19 protein-coding genes are annotated in these 25,779 nt (G+C 52.0%); 6 read left to right on the top strand and 13 right to left on the bottom strand.

What is annotated here, in order from left to right; all coding sequences use genetic code 11:
* Positions 1-14: 14 nt before the first annotated feature.
* The 9 genes from EG849_RS09870 to EG849_RS09830 form a co-directional block, all read right to left on the bottom strand.
* Entirely contained in the window at positions 15-929 is a 915-nt protein-coding gene (locus EG849_RS09870) for a hypothetical protein (RefSeq protein ID WP_125012922.1), read from the bottom strand.
* Complete coding sequence (locus tag EG849_RS09865; protein WP_125012921.1) at positions 926-4,078, bottom strand: hypothetical protein; 3,153 nt, start codon at positions 4,076-4,078, stop codon at positions 926-928. Before EG849_RS09865 ends, EG849_RS09870 begins: the two co-directional genes overlap by 4 nt.
* Positions 4,075-4,749 carry a condensin complex protein MksE gene (locus tag EG849_RS09860; RefSeq protein WP_125012920.1) on the bottom strand — a complete coding sequence of 225 codons (675 nt, stop codon included), beginning with the start codon at positions 4,747-4,749 and terminating at the stop codon, positions 4,075-4,077. The genes EG849_RS09865 and EG849_RS09860 overlap by 4 nt, the downstream gene beginning before the upstream one ends.
* A complete protein-coding gene (locus EG849_RS09855; RefSeq protein ID WP_233581775.1) occupies positions 4,722-6,137 on the bottom strand; it encodes a hypothetical protein in 1,416 nt (471 codons plus the stop codon). The genes EG849_RS09860 and EG849_RS09855 overlap by 28 nt, the downstream gene beginning before the upstream one ends.
* A gap of 88 nt (positions 6,138-6,225) precedes the next feature.
* Positions 6,226-6,696 carry a JAB domain-containing protein gene (locus EG849_RS09850; RefSeq protein ID WP_125012918.1) on the bottom strand — a complete coding sequence of 157 codons (471 nt, stop codon included), beginning with the start codon at positions 6,694-6,696 and terminating at the stop codon, positions 6,226-6,228.
* A 312-nt stretch (positions 6,697-7,008) separates the two neighbouring features.
* Positions 7,009-8,991, bottom strand: coding sequence for a conjugal transfer protein MobC (gene mobC, locus EG849_RS09845; protein WP_125012917.1), 1,983 nt, complete (start codon positions 8,989-8,991; stop codon positions 7,009-7,011).
* A gap of 19 nt (positions 8,992-9,010) precedes the next feature.
* Positions 9,011-10,327 (bottom strand): relaxase/mobilization nuclease domain-containing protein, encoded by a 1,317-nt coding sequence (locus EG849_RS09840; RefSeq protein WP_125012916.1) that lies wholly within the window; start codon positions 10,325-10,327, stop codon positions 9,011-9,013.
* Complete coding sequence (locus EG849_RS09835) at positions 10,315-10,704, bottom strand: plasmid mobilization protein (protein ID WP_125012915.1); 390 nt, start codon at positions 10,702-10,704, stop codon at positions 10,315-10,317. Before EG849_RS09835 ends, EG849_RS09840 begins: the two co-directional genes overlap by 13 nt.
* Positions 10,705-10,922: 218 nt before the next feature.
* Complete coding sequence (locus EG849_RS09830) at positions 10,923-11,822, bottom strand: toprim domain-containing protein (protein WP_125012914.1); 900 nt, start codon at positions 11,820-11,822, stop codon at positions 10,923-10,925.
* 143 nt (positions 11,823-11,965) lie between these two features.
* On the opposite strand from EG849_RS09830, the gene EG849_RS09825 reads away from it, so the two are divergent.
* On the top strand, positions 11,966-12,253 hold the full coding sequence (locus EG849_RS09825; protein WP_125012913.1) for a hypothetical protein: 288 nt from the start codon (positions 11,966-11,968) through the stop codon (positions 12,251-12,253).
* Positions 12,254-12,374: 121 nt separating this feature from the next.
* Here the strand turns inward: EG849_RS09825 and EG849_RS09820 are convergent, their stop codons facing one another.
* Positions 12,375-14,819 (bottom strand): aminotransferase class I/II-fold pyridoxal phosphate-dependent enzyme, encoded by a 2,445-nt coding sequence (locus EG849_RS09820; protein WP_125012912.1) that lies wholly within the window; start codon positions 14,817-14,819, stop codon positions 12,375-12,377.
* 218 nt (positions 14,820-15,037) lie between these two features.
* On the opposite strand from EG849_RS09820, the gene EG849_RS09815 reads away from it, so the two are divergent.
* The 5 genes from EG849_RS09815 to EG849_RS09795 all read left to right on the top strand — a co-directional run bounded on the left by EG849_RS09815 (position 15,038) and on the right by EG849_RS09795 (position 18,696).
* On the top strand, positions 15,038-15,415 hold the full coding sequence (locus tag EG849_RS09815; RefSeq protein ID WP_125012911.1) for a DUF7793 family protein: 378 nt from the start codon (positions 15,038-15,040) through the stop codon (positions 15,413-15,415).
* A 16-nt stretch (positions 15,416-15,431) separates the two neighbouring features.
* Positions 15,432-16,370, top strand: a complete 939-nt coding sequence (locus EG849_RS09810) for a helix-turn-helix transcriptional regulator (RefSeq protein ID WP_125012910.1) — start codon at positions 15,432-15,434, stop codon at positions 16,368-16,370.
* A gap of 92 nt (positions 16,371-16,462) precedes the next feature.
* Positions 16,463-17,995, top strand: coding sequence for a MauE/DoxX family redox-associated membrane protein (locus EG849_RS09805; RefSeq protein WP_125012909.1), 1,533 nt, complete (start codon positions 16,463-16,465; stop codon positions 17,993-17,995).
* Positions 17,996-18,079: 84 nt separating this feature from the next.
* Entirely contained in the window at positions 18,080-18,349 is a 270-nt protein-coding gene (locus tag EG849_RS09800) for a DUF6520 family protein (protein ID WP_125012908.1), read from the top strand.
* 98 nt (positions 18,350-18,447) lie between these two features.
* Positions 18,448-18,696 (top strand): hypothetical protein, encoded by a 249-nt coding sequence (locus EG849_RS09795; protein WP_125012907.1) that lies wholly within the window; start codon positions 18,448-18,450, stop codon positions 18,694-18,696.
* A 6-nt stretch (positions 18,697-18,702) separates the two neighbouring features.
* On the opposite strand, the gene EG849_RS09790 is transcribed toward EG849_RS09795, so the two are convergent.
* From EG849_RS09790 to EG849_RS09780, 3 genes are read right to left on the bottom strand one after another with little or no spacing between them, the layout of a single operon-like run.
* Positions 18,703-21,336, bottom strand: coding sequence for a S9 family peptidase (locus EG849_RS09790; protein ID WP_125012906.1), 2,634 nt, complete (start codon positions 21,334-21,336; stop codon positions 18,703-18,705).
* A gap of 19 nt (positions 21,337-21,355) precedes the next feature.
* Positions 21,356-22,732 (bottom strand): RagB/SusD family nutrient uptake outer membrane protein, encoded by a 1,377-nt coding sequence (locus tag EG849_RS09785; RefSeq protein ID WP_125012905.1) that lies wholly within the window; start codon positions 22,730-22,732, stop codon positions 21,356-21,358.
* Between the two features lie 10 nt (positions 22,733-22,742).
* Complete coding sequence (locus tag EG849_RS09780) at positions 22,743-25,772, bottom strand: SusC/RagA family TonB-linked outer membrane protein (protein ID WP_125012904.1); 3,030 nt, start codon at positions 25,770-25,772, stop codon at positions 22,743-22,745.
* Between the last annotated feature and the right edge of the window lie 7 nt (positions 25,773-25,779).

Raw genomic sequence — 25,779 nt, 5'->3', positions numbered from 1 at the left:
CGATAAGCAGCAATTCAGCGTAGGCCGAGCATTTTTAAGAGATCGTTGGATTCCTCCATGATCCATTGGTCATTTTCGATCAGCTCTGATATCAGCTCCTTGGCTCGCTCCGAATATAGGCATGGGTCCAATCCGGAGAGGGGCTCGTTGTTCCATAGGCTCGCGTGCTTGGTGACGGAAATGCTTCTTGGGGTGCCGTCGGGTATAAGCAATTGGATCCCAGTTATCTTTTCACTAACCGCCTCGAAGATTTTCATTCCGTCATAGTCCCAGTCGCAGGAATAGTAGACCGGCCATTCGGGGGTTCCGGTATAATCTAGCTTCGCTATATTCTTTCCTCCGGCGTACCACAACTCGACGTTGTTGGCCCTTGGTGCTGTCGGCCTTTTGAGGAAGTCCAGGTTTTCGCACAGGACAATCCGTTGCGGGGCGTGGCATTTTAGGACGTATAGGTATTGCTGGTCCTTATCGTTTGCCAATGTATCGATCTTCAGAATCTGCTTGACCGCGTCGACGAGCGAGGACCTGCCTTCGAGGTATTTCTCATCCCTGAAGAACATCTGGGATACACCGCGGACTGTCTCCTCATTGGATATTATCTGCGCCCTTATCGGGTCCAGCTCTCCGTTTTCCATACGCTCATCGAGATCCATCAGGATTTTCAGGTCGCTTTCCTGGAAACGGCTCTGTGGCCTGAGCAGGCCACGTGATTCCAAGAATGTTAAGTACCTTCCGTAATTGGAAAGGAACCGATTTTCATAGAGGAGGTCGAAGCCGTCGCGTTTGACCAGGTCATTCCTGTATTCTCCAAGTTCTTTTGTATTTTTCAGAAGGTGCAGGATATCCTGGTCCTCAAGCAGCGAAGTCTTTTTCTTTGTCTTTCCGGTACGATAGATTTCGTCCAGGGATTTCAATACTGTCCAATTCATAGGCTGGTTGTTAAGGGATGCTGGTCCAAGGGAATCGATTCGGTATTGGTCTTGAAGTAACTGTTTGACACTGGGAAATTGATGTCCGTGTCTTCGATACCGGGAATAAGGTGGTGCAAGATCCAGCCGCCCTGTGCATCGGATCCATAAGGTTTTGGGGTCATTGTAATGATCTGGTAGCCGTGTTCATTTGCAAGGTCTGGGAACGTGCTGAAATTCGTGGCGTCGAGGTTCGCCGTCTCCTCCAATATGATAAACTTGATCCCTTTGCGGGTCTCGGTCTGGACCTTGGAAAGCCTGCCTATGCCAAGTAGGACCACTGCCGCGTAGGTTTCGCCGGTACTTCCGGGTGTCTCCTTGTCTCCGGCCTCGTTTTCAAGCTTGGCCTCAAGCGCAAAATAGGTCTTGGGATCGAGCAGCTCGCTGAAGTTGATCCTACGGCGGTAGCCGGTCGCGGATCTGAAAAAATCTTCCACGAAATTTTCCACGGTAATATCTGAGAAAGCCAGTTCGCCTGTCTTGTAGGCCGCCGTGCTGTGATTCTGCAACTGGTAGATCCAGTCAATCGAAAAATCCTTCTGCGGAACAAAATGAATCTGGAAGTAGTGCTTCTTGCTAATTTTAGTGCGCTTGAAAAAGGTGTTCAGGTCCCTCACGGTCGTTCTGTACAGCTCGTACTTATCCCTGGTCTGGACAAATATTTTCAGCATCGTTTCAAAAATGGTGTCTACTATGCCGAGGCGCACCCGATTAAGTTCCCGCACATTTTCTGCAATGTTGTCTGTATACCGGATTTTTGGTCCCAGAAGTCCCAGTTCCAAGACATGGAAGCTGAATTTCCCTTCGCGGACCTGCTCCCTGATTTCCATGTTGCTTCCGGCGGTGTCCTCAAACCGTGAGAGGACCATCTTATATTCGCTTACATAGTCCTGCTTCGCCTTCTGGTTTGCGTCCGAAAACTGTTGCGTGCGGTCCTCGCGGGAAATGACAATCTCTTCGGTGGCCGCCAGCTGCTCCTTGCTGTAAAGCTTTTCAAAATCGGAAAGGGTCTGGATATAATTTGCCTGGGCCATCTCAAGACCCTTCTGGTCGGTTTCATTGCCAGCGCTCTTCACTGGAATCAGGTCATCCTTCAAGGACTTTAACCGGGACTGTTCCTTTGCGATCTGGGCTGTGCAACGGGTGATTGCCTCTGCCTTCTGTTCGCTGCAGTTTTCAAAATATTCCGCATCCCGGTTTTTGGAGATCTTGTACGGAAATTCGATGGCAGCTTGAGCTTCAAGAAGTATATCCTTTTTTTCTTCTATACGTTCAAATCTCCTGTGCAGGTTGACGATAAGCTGGGCTGTCTTTTCAAAATGCTGGTAGGCGGAAAAGTCCTTCAGCTGCGGATCGAAATCATAATCGACCTTTATTATTTCAGGATCGAAGGAAAAACCCTTCTCAAATTTTTCCAATTCTGCCAGCTGGCTGCTGTAGCCGGCGATAGCTGTTTCAATTTCCGCCTGCCTTTTGGCAAATGCTTCCGCCAGTTTGCCGGTGTCGTTGAAAAGCCTGGACTGCTGAAGCTTCGGGAAGTATTGCCGCAAGTGGCCAAGCTCCAGCCAATAGCCTCCTGCCTGCGGGTCGGCCTCAATATTATGCTCGGAGAGCAGTTCCAGATTTTGGGTATACGTACTTTGTTCCAAAGGGTTGTCGGGCTTTCCCCAAGCTGTGGACAGCAATCCGAACAGTACGGCCTCCTGCATCTCTGAAAGGGGCTTTTCCTGTTCCAGGATTTTTGAGAAGAGGGTGTCTTTCTTGTTGTGCATGATAAGGGAGAGGATGTCGTTGCTTCTCTTGATCTGGCCTTCAATACTGCTGCGCTGCTCCTGTATGATGTTTTTCTGCTCTGCGACCTTCTGGCTCATCGCTGACAAGGAAAGGTATTTTCCAAATATGGACTTGAATTCGTAGATCCTTTTCAGGAGTTCGTCGGTGTGGAAATCATCGATGTCAACATCGGACGCCTCGATTTGCCCTATCTCTGGTGCCTCGCACGCGGACAGCCTACCGTGCTCGTCTGTCAGTGCATCTATTTGCTGCTGGTGCTCCTGGAATTTCCTCAGCGCTGCAGTCATCAGCTTTAAAGATGCGCTGTCTGTTTTCATCTGCAACAGCACTCCCGAAAGGCGTGGAGCACGGTCTTCGAGGCACAGGCATTCTTTGTGGAAATCAGAAAGTATATCCAGGCCCTGCTTGTATTTGGTTTGGAAAGTCGAGATGCTGGCCGATTCAAATCGCAGCTTGTAGCCCAGGTAGGCGAGGTGGGAGGCACCGGCCTGCTCCTGCATTTCCTTCAATTCTACGAGACTTTGCTGTTTGGACTCAAGCTGTCCGATTTCCACTTCTAGGCTTTTGTAATCGAAAAGCTGTTTTTCCAGTTCAGTCTTGTGGGCTGCAAAGGTTTCCTGATAGCTTTTTTCAGATTCCTCAAACAGGAAGTCCTTGAGGTTCTGAGAATTTTTGATGTTCAGGGATTTCGCCCTTGAGAAGGATTGGATAATCTTCGCAAATGATTTTAGATTGCTCCTGATGCTTAGATTGATCGACAGTATTTCCTTCTTGTACAGGAACGCGTAATAGTTGCTCTTGTCTTCGGCATGCACGAAATATTGCATGTACAGGGAGTGCCTGTCCCGCAGGTGCCGCGTGAGCTGCTCAAGGCCCAGGAATTCCCCCTCGTGGATAAAGGAGGCATGCGTGGGAAGCTTGGAGGAAGCGAAGGACAATTCCTTTATATCCTTGTTAAGGTCCGTATCGCGCAGGATGACAAAGGGCTTGAGCCTTCTGCTTTTTTTGTTGGGGATGCATACTCCGATGGTGACAAAGGCACCCTCTTCGACCTCAATATTCATAAAGGCATAGGCCTCACTTGTTCCTTTTGGGAGCGTGTAGGCACTACGGCCGTCCTTGTCCATACTGTCTGTCCCGAATTCGATAAGGCTGTCATCCGATATAAATATCAGTTGTATAAGGTCGGCAAGTATGGATTTTCCGACGCCGTTGTTTCCTGTAAAATCAGTCCTTTCGGGGTGGAAGAGATAATCCTGGTTGTAATGCTTGACTATCCCTACAGTCGAGAGGGAATATATTTTTGGATAGTTCATTTTGATTGTTTTAGATAGGCGGCCACAAAGTCGTCGAAGTGCACCAGTTCCTTTTCGTATAATTTGGCAAACCTGTGTATGCTTTCCCTGATGGTGAATGCTAACTCTTCGGGGCTATGCGAAGGGCTGCGTGTAATCCAGCCCAGGTTTTCGAACTCCCTCAGGCATCCGGTTATGCGTTTGCGCACCAGCAGCCATTCCGCCTCGGAGTAGAACTCACGCACCTGCTCGAAAAAGACAGATTTGAGCTGGGCACTGTTTTCGGAATCGCTAATCTGCTGCTCGATATCGGTCCACTGTATCATCTTCTGATATTCAAAATATTTGTCGTAATACATCTTCAGCAAAAGTATGCCCATGACGATATTCAGGGGGGTGAGTTCGCGGTGCCTTTGCTGCCTGGAGAGCTTGCCTTTACCTTGCTCGGTAAAATCCAGGTAGTAATAGGTCTCATTTGCGTTGAAGTCACGCACGAGTTCCAGTCCATATAGCGAGCTGTAATAATTCCGCAACGGTATTTCCTTTTCCTGAAGAAGTGCGTATAGGTATACGGCGTCCTTCTGGATGTGGGCGCCCCTGAGCAGTTCAATGTTAAGGTCAGCGAAGTGATGCTGAACAAATTCCTCCGACAGGAATGCAAAATCTACTTTTGAATGATGTTCGTCTGCCATGATTGTATGTTGGTTGCACCCGAGCTTGCCAGAAGTCCTGGGTCGATTATCAGTTTGAATTCCTTTGAGTTGTGTGCGAATATTACCATTTCGTAGCTCACGTTGATTGCGACTTCAACATCACCGTCCTGTTCCAGCATCGCATGGAACTCCTTGGTGAAGTCCATCTCCTTTGCCTGCTGCAGCTTTTGCTTGTAGTGGGACACAAGCGCCGCAATGCGCTGCTGTCGCGTAATTTCCTTCTCTATCTTTTTCCTTTCCGCGTGCTGGTACTCCCTGTCCAGGGGAAGCTGCTGTACCATCTTCCTGATAGGGAAAAACACTTCCAGGTAGTGCACGATGGTATACTTGAACTTTTCCGAAGGTATCGACTTGACAGGAAATCCTGCGGGCATTACTGGACCATCCTTGGAGTAGCCGGCTTCGGACAGTACAAAGTCCAAAAACCGCTTGATGTTGAGCTTGTAATTGCTCTGGTAACGGAAGTTGTGCTGCAGGTCGTTCAGTTTGTTGCTTGCAAATATGATCTTTTCCCTGAGCTGGCCAATCTTTGAGTCGATCACCAGGAAGAAATTCCGCACCTCCCTTTGGATGGATTCGGACTTACGGTAGTCCTCCATGGCCTGCAGGTAATCCGTGCCGGTTACCTGGCTTCCGGGCTGGAAGGAATCAGCGCGCTCGTAGAAATAGTTTACCACGGCATTGATTTCCCTTTCCAGATTGTTGCCCAGACGCAGGGTGTCGCGGATCTCTTCGGTCTTCTCATTCAATCCCTTGAAGATTTCTGTAAATTCCGAAATGGTTTCCAGGATATCTTCGCTTTCGTTATAGAGAAGCAGGTTCAGGTCCTTTATGGACTGGTTGACATCGTCCTTGAGCGCCTCAAGGTGATCAATTATGCTTTGCTTGGTGGTGTTGTTAAATCCCTGCTGGAACCAGCTCTCGAACTGGCTGATGGTCTGAATCTCGCCGGCGTTGAAGCTGGTGTAGCGCTCAAAACTTTCACGTAGCGGAAACTTTCTGTACGGATTGTTCAGTTTCTGGTCGACCATCGCGATGAATTTCAGGGCGTATTCGGTCAGCTTGTAACGCTGTTTCTGGTCGGGGGGGCGTTCAATAAAATAATTGAGCAGGTTTTTCAGGACGGCCTCAGAGTGCGGCACGGTCCAGGACCCCAGGTCGGCGGTTTGCCTTACTGCCTGCTTGAAATCACCGTAGGTGAATTGTTCGTCTATCTCACCCTCGATGATTTTATGGTTCAGTAGGAACACCACCATGCCATCTTCCCTTGACGGTAGCAGGGGCTCGTAATATTGAAGTACATTTTGGAGGTCTAGACTCATTTGCTTGCGGGTGCAGATAGCCACACATGTGGAATCTGTGATCAAATATATGCAATTTTAACAAATTAATATACACTGTCCGAAGCATTTGCAGCTTCGAGGGCACCTATCCGGCACTTCCCAAAAAAGGGGCCTAAAGGGCCCCCTGGTCAGCGAACGAGTAATAACCCTCCGGACTTATAATCAGGTGGTCCAGAACCGCTATGTCGAGCAATTTTCCTGCCTGGCTTACCTTCCTGGTAATATCGCGATCGGCCTCGCTTGCGGTAAGGTTCCCCGACGGATGGTTGTGGGCCATGATGATGCCTGTGGCATTGGCCTTGAGCGCGGCCGCAAATATCAGCCGCAGGTCAACCACCGTACCACTGATGCCTCCCGTGGATACTTCGTAGATTCCAAGGACCTTGTTGCCCTTGTTCATCAGCAGGATCTTGAACTGCTCGACAAATTCGATATTGTCGGGATTCCATGCGTGCAGCAGGATCTGGTAGGCCGAGGCCGAGGAACTGATCTTTGGACGTTCTGACGTTCTGACCGAAGTCCTATAGGAAAGCTGTATTTCTGATACTGCAAGCCAGTTTTCTGTTTTCGATAACTTTTCCATAATTTCTATTTTTTAAGGTTTAATTATGGAACTGCCACGGCATTGGGCAAGCAAGCGCAAAAAGCAACGCAATAAAGCACCGCGAGCCGGTGAATTTATGGGGGAATTTTTTGCAGCGAACCGCTGCGCGATGCCGAAATTTGTGATGGAATTAGACAAAAAAAAGAGTCTCCGACGCCAATACTCAGATCTGCATGCAGCATCGGTGCATAACGGAAGGAAGTAGAAGCCGGCGGTGGAAAAGCAGATGACAACAGGAGAAAGGCGGGTAACGGTGCCAGAGGCGTCTAGGTTGCCATTATTAGAGCTGGACTATTTCCTGATAACGAGATAGGATAATGCAGGGTCGGCAAGCAGGCGTTCCATTTCCGATTGGATTATCTCCTGTATGTCTGCCTTTACCTGCAGGTAGTTGTGCTGGACCATGCTGTTGTCTATCCTGCGGATAACCTCGATCTCGCGGTAGCCGTCCTGTTCGCTCTTCAGGGATTGGTGGTCGTTTAGGATGTCGCAATGGAATGTCTTGAGTGCTATCTTCATATCCGGATCATCGGCGACCATCCCGACAAATTCGCCGGAACTCAGCGCAGAGATCTTCGAGGGCGGGACGGCGGATTCAAGTTGCTTCGAGCGGCTGATGGAGGTATCGGCGCTGTTTATTGAGAGCGATTCCCGGTCCTGCATGATCTTCCCGAACCTTTCCGAAAGCTGCTTTGCGGTATCGCCGGTCACTTGTCCGCTGACAATGTTTCCGGTAATATTCATAATGACATCGGCCTGCTCGCGGCCGTAGTCCTTGCGCAGCTGGCTGAAGTCCTGTATGCCCAGGCAGGTGGCGACCTTGTTGCTTCTGGCGGTAGCGATCAGGCTGTCCATGTTGTTGAGATAGATTGTCGGAAACTCGTCGAATATCAGGCTGCTTTTGAGCTTGCCCTTCTGGTTAACCTGCTTGACGAGCCTGCTTACAAAGAGCGAGAGCACTGCTCCATAGATCTGTATCTTCTGTGGATTGTTGCCCATGCAGACAATCTTAGGATCTTCAGGATTGTTGATGTCGAGAGTGAAATCGTTACCAGAAAGCACGTAGTAGAGCTGTGGTGAGGAAAGCCTCGCCATTGCGATCTTGGCCGATGCGATCTGTCCTTCGAGCTGCTCCATGACATCGTTTAGATAGGCATTGACAAACGGGTTGATGAGTACCTCGATCTCCTTCTCGGTACGCAGCAATGTGAAGAGGTCGTCGTAGTCGGCCTGCATCAGCTCGATGACATGCGGCAGGGTACAGAAAAGCCCGTCCTTGTACCTGCGGAGATACCATATGATCGCGGTCAGGAAATTGATCGGCGACTCCACAAAGAAATCCCCCTGGCGCTTGATCCACTCCCTGCTCAGGCCAAGCAGGATTGTCCTGGCGGATTCGGCCGCATCTGTGATATCGCTCATGGCGGAAGGCTCAAGCGGATTGCAACGGTGCGTCCGCGCGAGGTCGTCAAAATTGATGATGAAGAACCTAGGCGGCTTCTGGTAGCAATGCTGGTTTTGCAGCCATGTATTGTATGCAATTTTGGAAAGGTCGTCGAACTTGAAATCGTATACGAACATGGTAAATCCCTTGCGTATATGCTGGGTGATCACGTGGCGGATTACGAAGTATGATTTTCCCGACCCAGGTGTTCCGAGAACCATCAAGGCCCTGAACGGATTGATGATATTGATCCAGCTCTTGCGGGTCTTGTCCTTAAGCCTGTACTGTGCCGGGAGGTTGATTGAATATTCATTTTCCAGCAACCGTTCTTCCTGTGGGAAAGTCTCATTCTCCCGGTTGAATACATCATTGCTATTGAGACGATTCCTGATGATACGGGAGAGCAGGGTGCCCCCGGTCAGCACCAGCAGGAAACCGGCGGAGCAGAGTAATATGTAGAGCAGTGCAGCCGGCCGGAATCCCATGTCGATTTTGAGCACAAGGCTGCTTATGAAATATACCAGCAACCCTGTAAACAGATAGGCGGACGCTACCTGGTAGTTTAGCTTTTCGTTCTTCTTGCCTTTGGCTCCGATAAGCGAGATGGCAAGGAAAACCAGGGCAAAAAGTTTTGATTTGTGGAAGCCGCTCAGGAGCCCGGTCTTCTGGATATTTCCAAGTATCTTGTCTGTAATCATTGTGGTCAGCTGCCACTGGCTGAAGGCAGCATAGCAAAAGAAATAAAAGTGGATCACCAGTATGGTTATGGCTATCAGCCTTGTCATATCCAGTATCTTTCTGAGTGCCTGTTCGTTTTCCCCGGTCTGCATATTTTCATATTTTTAAACGTTAATTGCCGTCCATGCCGCCTCTCTTTTTTTTCTTTTTTTTCCTGCCCTTCAGTTCCCTTGGAAGGTATTCGCTGTCATATTCAGGATCAATCAAGGCATCCAATATTTTCAAATCTGCGGGCGGTATCCTCGGACCGATTGTTGCGGCAACAGGTACAGACTCTTTTTGATTTTTTAATTTTTCTCCCTCAGGCGTAGTGCTTTTGGATCCGTGCGCAGTGGCACGTGACAGGGTCCGGTTTCCTGTCATTTCTGCTTCTTCGCCACACCTTTGCACAATGGCCTTGGCGCTATATTTCTTGCCAAGAGCGCTGCCGTTGAAGACACATTTGGAGGTGTGGTCTACGTAGGTGATACCATACAGCAATCCCGATGCATTTCTGCGCTCTACAACGGTAATGCCGAGCGCCTTCAACGAGGCGACCATCTTTGGAAAATTAGTCGTGCCTGGGGTAAGTAACTGGACGTCCAGGGCATTTTTGATCCTTTTGGAATGCACAGTCCTTGAGACCCTGCCTTCTTCGAACCTGCGGGCAAGATATTTCATGGTTGGCTTCATGAAAAAGCTGCTTGCCTTTACCGCAACACCTACCGGTTTCTTGTCCTCGCCGTTGACCTGGTATACGATCCCATTGTGTCGGAAGATCCTTGAATCTTCGCTGCCCTGGGTTGCCGAAACGTTGTAAAGGTTCAGCACGGCATTGAGCTCCGCCAGGCTCCCGTACTGGTAGTGCGGAAGTACCTGACGTAGTACAGCCGACAGGGCCCTTTTGGTATCCCTTGTGCCATACTTCACCACTGCAGAATCGATCGGGCTGAGTTCATATCTTTCACGATCATGGTGGTCACCGGCTACCACGAGCCCAAAGGATTTTTCAATCTCCTTGCGTGCCGTTTCGGATTGGTTACGGCCGATGTTCTGCATGTCGATCCGCTTTCCGTCGGGTCCGATCTTGACCGAGACGATGTGGATGTGTGGATGGCCGGAATCGTGATGCTGATAGACCAGATAGGGCTGTTTTGCAAACCCGATTCCCTCCATGTAGGTATCGGCGATGGCCATGAGTTTCTCCTTTGAGATATGTGTCTCGGAAGTATCAAAATTAAGCGAAATGTGGACGCTGTTGCGCGTTACATTCTGGTTCAATTCGGCTTGCTTTGTAAGCCTTCTGAGCTTCATTTCGGGACCCATCTTTTCGATATCCGCAGGGTAATTTCCCTGCCCGATGCACTCGGCCTGGCCGCTTCGGACCTTCTTCTCATTGTAGTTGAAAATACCACGCAGAGAGTGCCCCGTATTAATTATTGCAACCATTTTTCGGCAATGTTTTGGATGCGTTTTTTAATATCATCGATCTTGTTGGAAAGGATCCTTTTCTCCAATTCGTATGCGGTCAGCCACTGTCGGAACTCATGAATCTGGTTGAGCGTATGGAGTCTCTTCACTGTCTGGTTCAGGTTGTTGCCGATGGCGTTCAGTTCCTTCCTGAGTATGATCATTTCATCCATGAAATCATCCAGTGATCGATTCCTGTAATTGTTTATCAGGGGCTTCTTCATAAGGTGTCTCCTGAGAAAATCGCTCATCTTCAGGCAGGCCGATCTGCGGAATCTTTTCTGCAACTTTTCAAATTCTTCAGGCTTAAGCCTTACATGCAGCCATTTTGTGCGGTTGTTTTGCTGGTCTTCCATGGTTGTGTCATTTTAGCAGGATGGGTAGGTTTTAATTTTGAATATGGCTCTGCCCACGAGTCCCGAGTGAAAGGCAGCAAGATTCGGTTGTGATACAACCGGACATCTTGCCGATTGCAGGAACGTGGCAATCCTTGAGCTGACGTGATTTAGAAAGGCACTCATATTTCTAATCGACCTGCCTTTTCCGTAAGGGTTCAGAGCTGGCCGCAGCCACATCAGATCCGCCTGCCTATATTTTTTTTCCGTTGGTCTCCGTCCCTTGCCCAGTATTCGTTCAGATCCTTGTAGCCCTTGTAGGCTGCACTTGCGTCGGTGTATTTGGAACATAGGGATAGCGCCCGCAGCGTGTGCGCTTTTCCAGACTGGTCAAGGTCGAGATAGAGCCTTATGCTGGCGTGTTTTTCCATGAACGGACGGGCCTTTTCGAAAAAGGAAACGGAGTTCAGTACTAGGTAGTCGCAGTTGCTTTCGGGTTTGCCCCTGAACATCGCCCGGAAGGAAAGAAAATCCATGAATCCCTCAAAGACCGACACCGAATCCGAGCCGTTCTCAACCGTTGAAATTGCCTTGGGGGAGCTTCCCGATTTGAAGTACGGATTGCGGATTTCATATCCTCCCATATCGTTCCTGAAGCCGATGCCATAATAGGTTTTTTGATTGAGTTCATAACGTACCTCGACGCAAAATTCAGCGGCGATATCCTGGGGTATCCTGCGCTGTTCCAGATAGCGTAGAAGCGATGGCGAACGGATCGGATGCGCACTGGAAACCTTGATCCCGGCGTCGTCATTTTCAGTACGTGAGGGTTGCCTGAAAACGCCCTTTGGTTCGACCCCATTTCCTGACAGCAGGTGCAGCATTTCGCGCAATGTACAGCCGTGGTAAAGCATTCCAAAATCGATCAGCGTCCCGCCCTTTCCAAGCCCGTGATCGTACCAAAGGTTGAGCCTTTGGTCGACCTTGAAGGAGGGATCGTTTTCGGTACGCAGCGGGGAGAGGTACCAGTGATTTGCACCCCTGATCCTGACCGGTTCAAAACCGATCGACTGAAGGTATCCGACCATGTCGACGGACCTGGCATCCTGGATCGTGAAGGGGCTTTGCGGATCTTCCATAACCTGATTCTTTAAGCTATTGATTTTTATTGATTGCTAAGGTACAGTTGTGCCGCACGCTGTACAATCATGGCCAGATTATGACCATGAAAATGTGGAAAAGCCTTTCTAATTTTGTGGTCAATAATTTAAACAATAAGCGTATGACAACGAATGATGTGGCCATGGTTTTTGATACCATATTGAGTATCCCTGGCATGAACGAGGTAGTGAAGATCGACATGAAGATCTCGCGGAAAAATGTGCTCCTGCTGAACCATGTTATCAGCCGGGGGCTGTCCACCAAGGACGATGCCAAGGACATGAGTTTCCTGGCAAACGTACCGCAGGAGAGCCTGGAAGAATTGAAGCTCCTGGCCGAGGAATGCCTTCAGAAGGCGGGCCTTATCGAGCTCAGTGAAAAGCTCGTATCGCTTGGAGCCCAGAAGTAATTTGCGTGGCGGCAAATGGAGCTGTCGCATGGTCCGGGAGCTGTGGCTCCCAGATGTGCGGCTGCAGCGAACCGAGAAATAATTTGGCCCGCGATGACGGCTTTTATATGCTGGGAGACGGCTAATTGTTTTTGCCGTCGCCGCCGTTTTGAAGCACTCCAAGGAGCTCCATCTGAAAATTATCCCTGGCCTGGATGAAGGCCACCTTTGGGAGCACTGAGGCACCCATTTTCCTTTTCTCGAAACTGGCCGTAATCCCGAGGTGGATCCGATTGCATCCGGATCTCTTTCCTTGCAGTATGGCCTGCAGGAGAAGCTGGCGGTAAAGGTTATATTTGCGGGCTACCGAATAGTCCATCCCTACCAATGCGGGAACATAGGTACCTGTGCTGTTCCGGTAGCAGAACAGGATGCCTGCGGCCCTGTTCCGATCATGTCCTGCTGCGTCATCCCTTAGATAAAGCAGGATAAATTCCCACTGGGGGTGCAGCGACATCTGGCGGAAGATTTCAGCCGGGTATTCAAACAAATTGAGCCCAAGATTGTTTTTGCTGACATTGGCATACAGCTCATGGGCATGCGCGATCTCGGCTTTGTTCAGCTTGTGTTTGACCCGGACCTCGAAGCTGTCGCAGAATGGAAGCACCTCTTTCCTGAAGTGCGCGCGCGATCTCTTTGACAGGGAGCCTGCAAAACCTTCAATATCGTTCCACCCGGTGCAGTCTACGATGCTTGTTTCAGGCATGTCTATTTTTACGAAACCATGGTCGTGGAACTGGCTAAAGTATTTCTGGGACGGATCGAAATCCCGCAGCACTACCATATCCGACCCGACGGTGGAACTGAGCGCCTCGACCTGGTCCAGAAGCTCTGCGAGTGCCTCGGTGGCCAGGGGATGATCCTGGTCAAGATACCAATGGTCGCCTTCGGTGAAAAGGCTGCCCATTGAGAGGACTTTTGAAGTAAGGTAGAGGGGGTCCGTCTTCCTTCTTTCCTCCAGTTGAAGCGAAACGGATTCCGGGGCGAGCATGTCGTCCTTCCAAAGCGACAGGGTCAGGGAAACAAGCAGCACAGCGGCACCCTTTGCATCGGTTATCAAAAAATAATAGAAGCTCCAGCCGTTTGCGGGATCCTGGGGATTATGGAATGCCTGCTGCAGGAATTTCATGCCCTGCCAGTCCATATTGGCACTCTTGCCAAGGCAGCCATCCCAGGTCATTTGATCGATGCCGTCAATGGATCGCAGGCAGTCCACTTTAAGTGCTTTGCGTGGTATGGCAGGGGAGTCCCTCAGCAATTGGACGGAAGGGAGTCCAAAGGAATGGCGGACCTTTTCCAAGCTGTTTTCTGTTTCTTCCAGGGCCTTTGGAAAGTGGTGCTCCAGGGCATTAAACAGGGCGCGGATATCTTCAGGAAGATTGTTGGCGGAGACGGTCATTCTCACGCCGGTATTTTTTACAGGAACCGCCGGATAAAGCGCCGGATTGACAAAGAAACCTTCCCTGAGGAGCCTCTGCACTAGGTTATAGGCGGTGGCCGGCTTGGCGGTTCCAAGAAAGAATACCGGAGAATCGTTCCTGGCAATCATAGGCAGTGACGAGCGGGAAAGCAGTGCGTTGAAAAGCCTGATCTTTTCTGCCAGGTCGTGCTGCAGAACGGCGATCTCTTCCGATAGGTGTATCGTGGCAGAGGCGATGGCGGCGCCGACCGACGAAGGCTCAAGCTGCGCTGAAAAAGTCAGGGGCCCGCCGAAGTTGCGTATCCTTTCGCGCAGCGCCCGATCAGGGGTCATTAGCACGGCGCCGCTTGCCCCGAAGGATTTGCTGAGGGTGCCAACCACGACGACATTTTCAGGCAGCGGGCCGATGGTGTCGACCACATATCCGGTCCCGTTTTTCCCCCTCCAGCTCATCCCGTGGACATCGTCAAAATAGAGATGGAGCTGCGGATACCTGGCGCACAGTGCCAGCAGGTCGCTGATCGGCGCATAATCCCCGAACATGGAGTAGACGCCATCAGCCATGTACCATATCTTGCTGCATCGGCCGGAGTGTTCGCGGATGCGTTCCTCAAGCATCTGCATGTTGTTGTGCCTGATGATCTCGACAGGAATTTTGCGGATCTTCAGCAGCAGGCATGCGTTCTGTACGCTCCAGTGTACCTGGTGGTCCATGATCACCGCATCCTCGTCACGCACCATAGTGGGTATGGCCGAGAGGTGTCCAAGGGTGCTGTTCTTGGTCACGATCGGGGGAATCCCGTACATGGATTCGACCTTGTGCTCAAGCTCCGAGTATAGCGGGTGGGAGATATAGGTCTTTGAAAGCGGGAACTGTGTCCCGTATTTCATGACGGCTGTTACGGCTGCCTGCTTCAGCCTCAGATCGTGTTCAAGTCCCAGGTAGCTTGTCGTGGCGAAATGGGAAAGCTTCCGGCCGTCGACCTGGATGGTCCTTCCGCTGAATTCATGGTCCTGTGCATAGAGGTGGATCGTTCCGTTATCCTTTGCCACGCTGAGCATCTCGGCGACGGTATCGATGAAATTGTTGTGTTTGATTTTTGCCATAGCATGTGTTTTTTTTAGGATTCGGAAGCGTAAATTTCCACATTTTCAGATCCCTTTAAACTGCCCGCCCTGTATTTATCCTGTTTTGATAACACAAACTCCATTTTTCGGAAGTGTAATTTATTTTGACGCTTTATCATTGTATTTTGCATTGTTTTGGCAAATGCAGAATTGCAAAATCGCAGTAATTTGCGGGGTTATACCTTATCTAGTGCCCTATGGAAAATGACGGCTTTGAGAACGAACTGGCAACCTGCTATATCAGCGACGGCATCCTCATCTACCGGTACAGGGAGGGAGCGGTCATCAACCTTCGCAATGCCATACGTATTGTTGCCGAGCGCCTGGAGCTCCAGGATGGACGTTCCCTTGCGGTTTTTTGCGATATCAGCGGCATTGCCGATTCTGACAAGGCGGGCCGTGACTATCTTGCACAGTACGGGTCAGTCCTTACAAAGGCAGTTGCCCTGTACACCGAAAGCCATCTTCTGCAGATAATGACATGCTTCTACCTAAGGGTAAGCAAGCCGCAGGTGCCGACAATGATCTTTACGGACGAGAGGCAGGCCAGGCTGTTCCTTTCACGTTACATATAACAAAAAAATAGCAGCCATGGACAAGCTTGCAGACGAGGACCGTGTGGATGGTATCTTCCGGATGATTATGGAAATGGCCGGGGGCAATTTTGCAGGCCGTATTTCCAGAACCCGGAATGTCGACGAACTTGAGGCCCTTGGCGTACTGACCAACTGGCTGGCTGAGGAACTCCACGGCTCGTATTTCCATATGGGCTTTGTCAACCCGCGGACCGATTACCGGTACGGCACCAGGAGCATCCTGGTACTTGATACGGGTCTTGTCATCACGGATGCAAGCCCAGATTTTATCCGTTTCTCCGGCTATGGCATCCCGGAGCTTCGCGGTCTTGCCTTGGTTGACCTGCTTGCGCGCGAATCAAGGCTGGAATGGGATGTGACACTGGGGGGATCCGTAGAAGATATTTATGCAGGACCGCCAAAACCGGTCATGCTGATCGGACATGGAGGAACCCCGCTCAGTGCCTATCTCACCCTTTCGCCTCTCGCGGGAAACAGCGCCATAATTGCGAGCCTTTACAGCTCTACGGGCGGGGCACTGAAGGATGCTCCCGCGATTCATTTGCAGGCGGTGGACTTTGTTACAAAATATACCTACGATCCGCGTCTGATGCAGAAGGTGCACGACCACATACTGGCAAACATGGATTCGAAGCTGCCGACCCTGCGGGGAATGGCAAGGCTATTCGGCACCAATGAGTTCAAGCTCAAGAACGGCTTCAAGCAGCTGTACGGGTGCACCATACAGCAGTTCTACAACGGGGAGCGCCTGAACCGGGCACAACTTCTGATTGCCCACACCATTGTCCCACTGAAAAATATCGCCCACATGGGGGGCTTCTCGACCTATCCGAATTTCTCACGGGCCTTCAAGATCAGGTTTGGATATTCGCCAAGCGATGTCAAGAGGCCGGACCGACAGGGGCAGGATGGAAGCCTGGATTCCAACCGGTAAACTTATCCACTTTTAATAACGCAAGGTACTGATCTGATATCGATCCAAGGCATCTTATTGTCCAACTTTACAGCATCCAAATCAGCAAAACCATGGCGGCAAAACATACCCTCAGAGAATACCTTATCACATCAGTCTGCATCCTCCATGCATTGGTCTTCGTGTATGCCGCAGCAAGCAAGCTTCTGGACTTCGAAATGTTCCAGGTCCAGCTTCGGCAGTCCCCGCTGCTGAGCTCCTTTGCAGGGTGGGTGTCCTGGGCTGTGCCCGTGTCTGAATTTGCGATTGCCGGATCGCTGCTTTTTCCACGTACAAGGTTCTGGGCACTGTTTGCCAGCTTCGGGCTGATGGTAATGTTCTCGGCCTACATCTATATCATGCTGCACTACAGTTCATTTGTTCCGTGCTCATGCGGCGGCATACTTGAGGACCTTAGCTGGAACGAGCACCTTGTCTTCAATCTCGCACTTGTCGTGCTGGCGGCTGCAGCTGTATTTTTGGAGCTGCCCCATGCAAACGGGCAATCCGCCATGTCGGCGTCCAGGCGCCTCTCGGGTCTGGCCATAATCTCTACATTGGGCATCGCCTCAGTAGCGGGGCTGTTCCTGCTCTCTGAGGAAATGATACACCACAACAACAACTTTACAAGAAGATTTGCCCAGCATCCCATTGTCGCAGCCCATGACATCGACCTGGGCTATAATTCCTATTACTTTGCGGGAAGCGGTAATGGAAGCATCTATCTCGCCAATTCGACGGCCCCATCGCTGATGACCGTGATAGATACGGCACTTTCTGACAGGATCGAGCATACAATGAAACTGGACAATGACAGGTTTCCCTTCAGGGCCCTGCAGGTCAAGGTGGCACCTCCGCATTTTTACGTGCTGGACGGCACCGTGCCGCTTATCTACCAGGGTGACCTGTCGGATTGGACTGCCCATCTCAGGGGATCCAAGGGGGCGTATTTTGATCTGGCGGTCCTGACCGACAGCGATCATCTTGTTTTCAGGATAATCGATCCGAAGACCTCGACGAACGTATTGGGCAGTTTCGCCATAAGCAATACCAGCGCGGCCACCTACAAGAGCGGCCTTCTGGAGAAACAGGTGGATGGCATCTTTGATACCGACGGGATGCTGCTCTACAGTCCGGGGATCGGCAAGGTGGTTTACCTGTATTACTACAGGAACCAGTTTATCGTTGCAGATCAGGACCTGAACCTGGCCTATCGCGGCAACACGATCGATACCACTTCCAGGGCAGACATCAAGGTTGCGGTGCTGAAGAAACATGCGCAGTCAAAAATGGATGCGCCTCCGCTGCTGGTCAATAAGTCCTGCGCGGTATCGAACAATCTGCTTTTTGTGAATTCCGACCTTCCCGGAAGGCACGAATCCAGGCAGATGTGGGACAAGGCCGCAGTGGTGGACGTGTATGATCTCAATGACAACTCCTATCTGTTCAGCTGCTATGTGGAGAATGTCAAGGGCAAAAAGATGAAATCGTTCATCGTCACCGACCAGCACCTTTTCGCCATAATCGGTGACCATCTGGTATCCTACAATCTGGCGGCAAGTATTAGAAATAAGTTCAAGCCCACAACACCTGAAAAAACGAATTAGAAGACATACCGGCCGGTATCCAGGGGTAAGATCGAAAACCTGTAGAAAAGAGTAGATCGGATAAATAATTAAATATTCAATATCATGAAAAACAGAATTTCAAAATTGATGATCCTGCCATTGCTGGTATTTACCGTTGCAATCGCAAGTGCTTTCACGACAAGTGACAGAAAGCAAGGTAATGCAAAGGTGGCGATGGTCCAGGGATGGATCCAGCATGCGGGCCAGCCCTGCACGGCTTCTATCCAGTGCCGCACCGAAGTGAACCCGTTCTGCACGGCTCCCGTATCAGGAGTGCGCCTTTATGCAAAGGATCTGACCGGGGACTGCCCAACACCGCTTTACAAACAATAGCGGATGGAGCATAAGACCTTTGGCAAAGCAATGCAGCCCTGCTAGGGGCTGCATTGTCTTTTTAAATATTCAACTGACCTCTTAAATACTCACAAGTTATGAAACATATATTCCTTTGCATCGGGATCTTTGGGGCCGCCATGCTGGCGGCATCGCATCCCGGCAACAGTCAATCCGATCAGCCGCCACTGGTTCAGGGCTGGATCAGCCTGCCCAACGGTCTGTGTATCGCCTCGATCAGCTGCGCCTCGACCGGCAGTGTCTTCTGTACCGCGCCGACTGGCGGGCACCGCCTTTATGGCAAGGACCAGGCAGGAACCTGCACCATTCCCCTGTACCGTCCTTAGCCTATCCTAATCGGATATTCCCTTTAGTATCCAGTCAGCTCCCGGAGCGCCCTTGAGGTGGTAGTCAAACCAATCCTCGATCCGGTGCGCCAGATCTGCCTGGTTTTTTTCCTCTACCAGTGCGTGGGTCTCCCGTGGATAGATCAGCATGATGGTTCTCTTGTCCAGTCGCCGGAGAGCCATATAGAAGGCAATCGTCTGGTGGTAGTGCACATGCCGGTCTTCCTCACCCGTCCATAGGAGGACGGGCGCGGAAACCCTGGCCGCCCCGGTAATCGGCGAATTTCTCCGGTAGGCTTCGGGATCCTCGAACAAGGATTTTCCAATCCTTAGCTGATTGGTCTCGGCCTTCCATATCTGCGGCATGCTGAAGGACCAATCGACCGTGAGGTATTCGCTGGTCAGGTCGCTCAGGCCGGCGCCCGATGTGGCTGCTGCAAACATATCGGTCTGGGTCACGATGAAGTTGGCCTCATAGCCACCGAAGGAATGCCCGTCGAGCCCGATCCTTTTCGGATCGACAATTCCCTTGTCAATGACTGCCTGTGTAGCGGCGATAACGCAACTTGCAGCGGATAGTCCGGGATTTCCGATCTCGAAGACAATATCAGGAAGCAATACGAGGTATCCCCTTGTGGTAAAGTTGCTGACGTTGAACCCTGCCATTTCATGATCTGAAGGATTGATGTAGCGGTTGACCAGCTCCGACTGCTGCTGGTAGATATGGACAACCATGGGATACTTGATTTTGGGGTCGTAACCAGCAGGATAGAACAGGGCTCCCCTGAGGGCTTTGCCTCCCGCCACGGCATAGTGGATTATTTCCGACTTCCCCCAATGATAATCTGCCTGCTGCGGGTTGCTTGCCATCAGGAGACTGGAGGAGCCTCCATCAGTCGCCATGAGGACAGGAGGCCGGTCGTAATCCTGTTCGCGAAATATGCATCGGGCGCTGGCAGGGCCGTATGTTACCTGGTCGATGCGTCCCGAGCTGCTGGCCATTTTTACTAGCGGCGTATTTTTTTTCCAAAACCATATCGAATTGCTGTAGTCATCCAGGTGGGTTGCCAGCAATGGGATCCCGGCTACGGGGTCCAGCACCTTGCCGGTCATCAGGTCACGTTCAGGATCCGCAGCCACGCTGCCAATCGTTCCGCCTATCCTGTAACGGGTATTGGCAGGCCTTCCATCGGTAATCCTCTTGGCACCAGTGCACGGAACAATTTCCCAGATATCGTAATCGTCGTACAGGAGCAGCGAGGCATCATTGGCCGTCCATCCTACCACGCCGCAGCTGGTGACCTCTGGAAAATCATTCCGGGAGTCGGTAAAGTCGATTCCGAATCTGGCGCTCAGGTCGGAGTGCATGCCTGTAGCGATAGTGTAGAGCCACCAGTGGCCTCCCTTGAAATAAAGGATATATTTTCCCGAAGGCGACGCGCTCATCTGGCTGGGATCCCTGCTGTGATTTTCAAACAGCGGCCTTCTGGCGCCTGACTTCAGGTCGGTAATGTAGAAATCGGAGGGATCAGCGAACCCGCCATTTGACTTGCTCTGGTAGGGATTGTGCGTAATGGCGTGCCGCTGCTGGCCATCCAGAAACATAACAGGCAGTTCCTTCGAGGTTAGCTGAAGTATCCTGCGCTTCTCGGGATACCAGGCCACGGTTTTTTCCACCTTGTGCCAGTTGCCGATCTTTTTAAGCTCGGGATAAAGCTGGTTGTCGTTGCCGTTCCATACCTGCACGTCGCTGCCCTCCAGATCGGCGGCTTCCTCCTGGCCGTCCCTTACCGGAAAGAAGACCCTCTTGCCGTCGTTGGAAACCGCCAGCGGATTGATGCCGGAGGTGGCGATCGCCATGCCCTTGGGAAAATCGGAATAGTTTTCAGGCGAGCAGGTGGCCAGGGTACCCGCTCTTAAATCATAGTAGCAGACTGCATTGCTTTCGGGACCGTGGATCCCGGAAGGGGCCAGCCGCAGAAAAGCAAGACCGTTCCCTGCAGGGCTCCACTTGAAGCCCGCATATTCCGCAAGACCGGTCGCTACGGTAATTGACCGCTTTTTCTTCAGACTGTAAATCCCAAGTTGGTTCTGGCTGCCCTGAACCGCAAACACGAATGAAGAGCCGTCGGGACTGACACTGAAGGTGGCGCCGCCAGGGATGGTAGCTACGGGCCTGCCGTCGCGTCCGCGGATTTCCAGCCTGTTGTTGCCTAGGGAATCCCTGCAGGCAACTACGATTCCGGTGGCGGTAGGAGCGTATGAGACAGCCTCCTTCACTGCCAGCTGCCAGCCCGTGGCAAGGTCTATCACCATCAGCCCTTCCGTTTCCTGCATGCAGTAAAAGTAGGAGTCGCCTGAAAAACTGGAAGCGTATCCGTTCGGGAAATCATAGGTGCGGCCGCCGATCGTGCTCGTGACCCAGAGTGTGTCCTGCCCCGACCCGTATTGGACCGTGTAGCTGGCCCACAGTGCGGTGGCCGATGTCCTGTCGATGTCAAGGGTTCCCCATAGTGCGTAATCCCCCTTGGACAGCATCTTCTTATGCGACTCCTGTCCCAAAGCAGGGAAGGTGGACGCCATCAAAAGGACAAGGATGCACCTGCGGATACCGCTATGCCTGATTCTGTTTTTTTTCATCACTGCCAATATTCATGAATTAATATCCGGGGTTCTGTGGCTGCAGGTAGGGATTCGCATTGAGCTCCGTCAGGGGCAGCGGGAATAATTTGTCGGTCGGGTTCCATCCTGCCTTTGCCAGGCCAAGTACCGTATCGATAGCTCCTGTGCGCTTCAGGTCGAAAAAGCGGTGTCCGAATTCGGTAAAGAATTCCAGCCTCCTTTGGAGCTGCACCGCTGCAATGATTTCCTCTGCGGAGTCGGCGGCAGTGGGCGGCAGTCCAGCTCGAAGCCTGATGGCATCCAGATCCTCCTTGGCACCGATCAGGTCACCCTGCCAAGCCCGTGCCTCGGCACGTATCAGGTATTGCTCTTCCATCCGCAGGACGACAGTATATTCCACCGAACTGCCGGTATTCTCGCGCTGCTTGTATTTGTTGGCATAGTGCCATGTGCCCGTCCCATCGGTCACCGTACCGATCCAATGCGATCCTCGGAGGTCGTCCGGTCCAAAGAGCGCAACGAGCCCAAGGTTCAGTCCCACAAAGGGAGGTGGCCCGGCGGTGAAGATGTAGTTCTGGGCGTCGTCCGTATTCCTGCCCTCGGCTGTTGTCCCAAACTGCCACAGTGTTGACCGGCTTTCCTTTAGAAACACTGCGTCCAGGTCTCCTTCCAGCACGTATTCGGTATTGTTGAGTACTGCAGAGGCGTGGTTGGAAGCCTCGTCCCAGGCGCCCGTGTACAGGGCAAGCCTTGCCAGCAGCGCACGTGCGCACGACCTGTTCGGACGGATCCTTGTACCCACGCTGTAATCCTGTGGCAACAGCAGGGCTGCATGTTCGAGATCCTGACGGATATTTGCGTAGGCCTGCGCGGTGGAAATCCTCTGTACCGTGCTGTTCAGCTGGTAGTCGGTTGTCGTGACATAGGGAATATCCCCATAAAGGTTGACGAGGTAGAAATGAACCAGCGCCCGTGAAAACAGCGCCTCGCCCAACAGCACGTCCTTTACTGCCACTGGCAGTTCGTTGGAAGCAGCTAGGCCCTCCATGACCGCGTTGGCGCCATAGATCTGGCTGTAGGCGGCATTCCAGTAGGAAGCAACCGTATTGTTGGAGGCGATAAGGGAATTGTTATGGAAGAAGAACGAATCGTTCACGCTGTCCCCGTAAAAGTCCAGCTCGTCGGCGTAGAGTCCCATGCCGCAGGACATGCCTGCGGGGCCGCCGGAGAGCATGCCGTTGTCCCTCATCTTCGAATATATCTCGGTCATGGCTGCATTGGCCGTGGCAACGTCCGCAAACACGGCAGGAGAGGAGAGCTGTGAATTGGGAAGTTCGACGTCCACAAAATTGTCACAGGAGTTGGCAGTGCCGAATATCAGTACTGCCGATAGTATCTTAAATGTCTTTTTCATGCTTGTAGGATTAAAGAGTTAGTTGTATTCCTGCAGTAATCACCCGCAGCGGTGGAAGGAACCCCGATGACACAAATTCAGGATCGGCTCCCCTGTATTTTGTAAAAAGCAGCAGGTTCTGTCCCTGCACCGAAAGCTTGCAGCCGAGGACACCGGTCCATTTTTTTGGAAGCTCGTAGGTGATGGCGACGTTCTTCAGGCGGATGTAGGAGGCGTCGGTAATGGCCCTGTCGCTCTCTAAATAATTATAGAACGCCACCACGGCATCCCCGTTGAGGCCCGTGGAGAACTGCTGGAATGGCGCATTGTCCCCAGGCTGCTGCCAGCTGTGCGAGACTTCCGACGCATTGTTTGACGGCGCGCCTGGAAATCCAAGCACTGTTGCCGAGCTGTAATTCTGCTGCTTTACAAACTGGAAAAGGAAATCAATCGCCAGGCCCTTGTAGGAAAAGGAATTCTGGAGCCCTCCAAAATATTCCGGGCTCAGGTCGCGGGTGACCTGCCTGTCGTCAGGCGCCGATATCACGCCGTCACCGTTAAAGTCCGTAAACCCGTAGAGGCCTGTCTGCGGATCGACACCCGTGCTCTGGAAAAGCTTGCGGATATTTACGGATTGCCCGATTACGTATTGGTTGGCATAAGGGGAGGATTCCAGTCCGGGAAAGGAAACGAGCCTGTTCTTGAGAAAAGAGATATTGAAGCTGGTTGTCCAGTTGAAGTCCCTCCCTTTTATATTGGTGGTGCGCAGTGTCATCTCAAGCCCGCTGTTTTCAACCGTAGCGTCCAAATTGGCTTGCAGTGAATTGAAACCCGTTGTCCCAGGCAGGGGCAGGCCGACGAGCTGGTTGGAGGACCTGTTGGTGTAATAGGCGGTGGTCAGGAATATCCTGTCGTCCAGGAATCCGGTCTCCAGGGCCATCTCTGCCTTGGTGTTGGATTCCCATCCGAAATTTGGATTGAAGAGCCTGGTAGGCTCCAGTCCGCCCATTCCCTGGTAGCTGTGTCCCGACAGGCTGTAGGTATCCAGGTACTGGTAGTCCCCGATCTGGTCATTGCCGGTGGTCCCGTAGCTGGCGCGCAGCTTCCCGAAGCTCAGGAAGGTAGCATTGTCCTTCAGGCCATCTTCCTTGGAGAAAACCCAGGCGGCACCAATGGCACCGAATGTCGCAAACTGCCTTCCGGGCCCGAAGCGGCTCGAACCGTCACGGCGGGCGGTAGCGTTGAGGATATACTTGTCCTCCCAGTTAAGGTTTACGCGTCCAAAGAATGCCTGGTATCTGTAGACGCTCTGCTCGTTGCCGTACACGATGTGGATGTTTGCGGCGGCCAGGTTGTGGATCAGGCTGTTGCTCGCAAAGCCGAATCCGCGCTCGACCAGCCGTGCGCCTGTCTGGTTCTGGAAGGTCGTACCCAGCAGCAGCTCTGTCTTTACCCTCCCGAATGCCCTTTGGTAATTCAGCTGGGGCTCGACGATCCAGGACTGCCTCTGCACGTTGTTGAAAAACAGCGACGAGCTTGCCGATGTCACCCCGAATGCCGGATCGTACATGGTGGAGGGCATCGTCCTGGTCTCGGTGAAATTGAGGTCCGTGAACCCGAAGCTCGACTTGAATTCAAGTCCTTCCAGGAGCCGGTACGACAGCAGCATGTTGGATACCAGGTTGCCCGACTTGGTGCCGTACCCTGCGGCAAGCGCCCCGAGCGGGTTGGTGAAGGTGCCGTTTTCCCAGTTCAGGTTGCCTGCCGCGTCGTACAGCGACGGGGCGTTCGGCGCAAGAGTTATGGCCACCGGGGTCAGGTCGCTCCATGGCTGCCTGTTGTTCTGAGACGTGTAGCTGCCCGACAGGCTGGCCTTGAACCGGCGGTCGTCCGATGCGTGGCTGATATTAAAATGCACATCCCCCTTCCTGTACAGGAAATCCCCTGGAAACACGGTGGTCTCGGAATGGTAGTTGCCGCTGATCAGGAACTGCGTATGCTCGCTGCCTCCTGAGACCGAGGACTGGAAGGACCTGATCTGCGAAGTGCCCCCGTAGAGCTCCTTCTGCCAATCCGTATAGCGGCTGGGATCCCAGGTTCCGTTGACATCGTAGGCGTCGGCAGGGTATTCGGTTATGCCGTCGTTTTCAAATGCCTGGCGGCGCATCGAAAGGTACTGCTGGGTGTCCATGAGGTCCATGTAGCGCGTCACGTGGCCCCAGCCGCTTGCGGCGCTCGCACTGAAGCGGGTCTTCCCGGCCTTTCCCTTCTTTGTGGTCACCAGCACCACGCCGTTTGCGCCGCGTGAGCCATAGATTGCGGTGGCATCGGCATCCTTGAGTATCTCAATGCTCTCGATGTCCGCAGGGTTGATGTTTGTGAGCGGGCTGGTAAGGTTTGGCAGTACGGTCGAGGTCTGTGCAGATCCGATGGGGTCGCTGGAATAGGGTACGCCGTCGATCACATACAGCGGGGCGTTCCCATCCCGTCGCAGGCTGTTTATCCCGCGTATCTGTATTGCGAATCCCCCTCCGGCCACGCCTGATTCCTGGGTTACGCTGACTCCGGCCATGCGTCCCTGGATGGAAGCAAGGAAATTGGTTACGGGCTGCTTCTCGATATCCTTGGAGGATACCTTGGCTATGCTGCCGGTCCGCTGGCTCTCCTTGACGGTATAGTATCCGGCGTTGACCGTTACTTCATTCAACGCGGTTACAGCTTCCTCCAACTCGAAACTGATGCTGGAAAGGCCAGATACGGGATGCTCGATCGTCTTGAAGCCAATAAAGGAAACGACGAGTACCTCCCCAATCCTAACGGTAAGGCTGTACCTTCCATCCGCATCTGAAATCGCCGAGCTGCCCGAGCCCTTGGCAATGATGCTCACACCCTGCATCGGCATCTTTTGAAACGTTACAAAGCCGCTGACCGTTATGTCCCTGTCCTGATCTGAACGATCATCAATAGCTGCCGCATGGGATAGCGGAATACAGAGGAACAATGAAAAATATATGAGGTATGAAAGCAAATGCCGATACCCCAATAATGAAAAGATTTTCATAATTTTG

This window comes from Flavobacterium macacae (assembly GCF_003865365.1).
Lineage (GTDB): Bacteria > Bacteroidota > Bacteroidia > Flavobacteriales > Flavobacteriaceae > Flavobacterium > Flavobacterium macacae.
Note: the sequence above shows the minus strand (reverse complement) of the source record. Positions and strands in the feature narration are given on the sequence as shown.

Excerpts from the sequence above, each read along its gene's own strand:
- EG849_RS09870 (WP_125012922.1), bottom strand. The coding sequence starts at position 929 with ATGAATTGGACAGTATTGAAATCCCTGGACGAAATCTATCGTACCGGA.
- EG849_RS09865 (WP_125012921.1), bottom strand. The coding sequence starts at position 4,078 with ATGAACTATCCAAAAATATATTCCCTCTCGACTGTAGGGATAGTCAAG.
- EG849_RS09860 (WP_125012920.1), bottom strand. The coding sequence starts at position 4,749 with ATGGCAGACGAACATCATTCAAAAGTAGATTTTGCATTCCTGTCGGAG.
- EG849_RS09850 (WP_125012918.1), bottom strand. The coding sequence starts at position 6,696 with ATGGAAAAGTTATCGAAAACAGAAAACTGGCTTGCAGTATCAGAAATA.
- mobC (WP_125012917.1), bottom strand. The coding sequence starts at position 8,991 with ATGCAGACCGGGGAAAACGAACAGGCACTCAGAAAGATACTGGATATG.
- EG849_RS09840 (WP_125012916.1), bottom strand. The coding sequence starts at position 10,327 with ATGGTTGCAATAATTAATACGGGGCACTCTCTGCGTGGTATTTTCAAC.
- EG849_RS09835 (WP_125012915.1), bottom strand. The coding sequence starts at position 10,704 with ATGGAAGACCAGCAAAACAACCGCACAAAATGGCTGCATGTAAGGCTT.
- EG849_RS09830 (WP_125012914.1), bottom strand. The coding sequence starts at position 11,822 with ATGGAAGATCCGCAAAGCCCCTTCACGATCCAGGATGCCAGGTCCGTC.
- EG849_RS09825 (WP_125012913.1), top strand. The coding sequence starts at position 11,966 with ATGACAACGAATGATGTGGCCATGGTTTTTGATACCATATTGAGTATC.
- EG849_RS09820 (WP_125012912.1), bottom strand. The coding sequence starts at position 14,819 with ATGGCAAAAATCAAACACAACAATTTCATCGATACCGTCGCCGAGATG.
- EG849_RS09815 (WP_125012911.1), top strand. The coding sequence starts at position 15,038 with ATGGAAAATGACGGCTTTGAGAACGAACTGGCAACCTGCTATATCAGC.
- EG849_RS09810 (WP_125012910.1), top strand. The coding sequence starts at position 15,432 with ATGGACAAGCTTGCAGACGAGGACCGTGTGGATGGTATCTTCCGGATG.
- EG849_RS09805 (WP_125012909.1), top strand. The coding sequence starts at position 16,463 with ATGGCGGCAAAACATACCCTCAGAGAATACCTTATCACATCAGTCTGC.
- EG849_RS09800 (WP_125012908.1), top strand. The coding sequence starts at position 18,080 with ATGAAAAACAGAATTTCAAAATTGATGATCCTGCCATTGCTGGTATTT.
- EG849_RS09795 (WP_125012907.1), top strand. The coding sequence starts at position 18,448 with ATGAAACATATATTCCTTTGCATCGGGATCTTTGGGGCCGCCATGCTG.
- EG849_RS09790 (WP_125012906.1), bottom strand. The coding sequence starts at position 21,336 with ATGAAAAAAAACAGAATCAGGCATAGCGGTATCCGCAGGTGCATCCTT.
- EG849_RS09785 (WP_125012905.1), bottom strand. The coding sequence starts at position 22,732 with ATGAAAAAGACATTTAAGATACTATCGGCAGTACTGATATTCGGCACT.
- EG849_RS09780 (WP_125012904.1), bottom strand. The coding sequence starts at position 25,772 with ATGAAAATCTTTTCATTATTGGGGTATCGGCATTTGCTTTCATACCTC.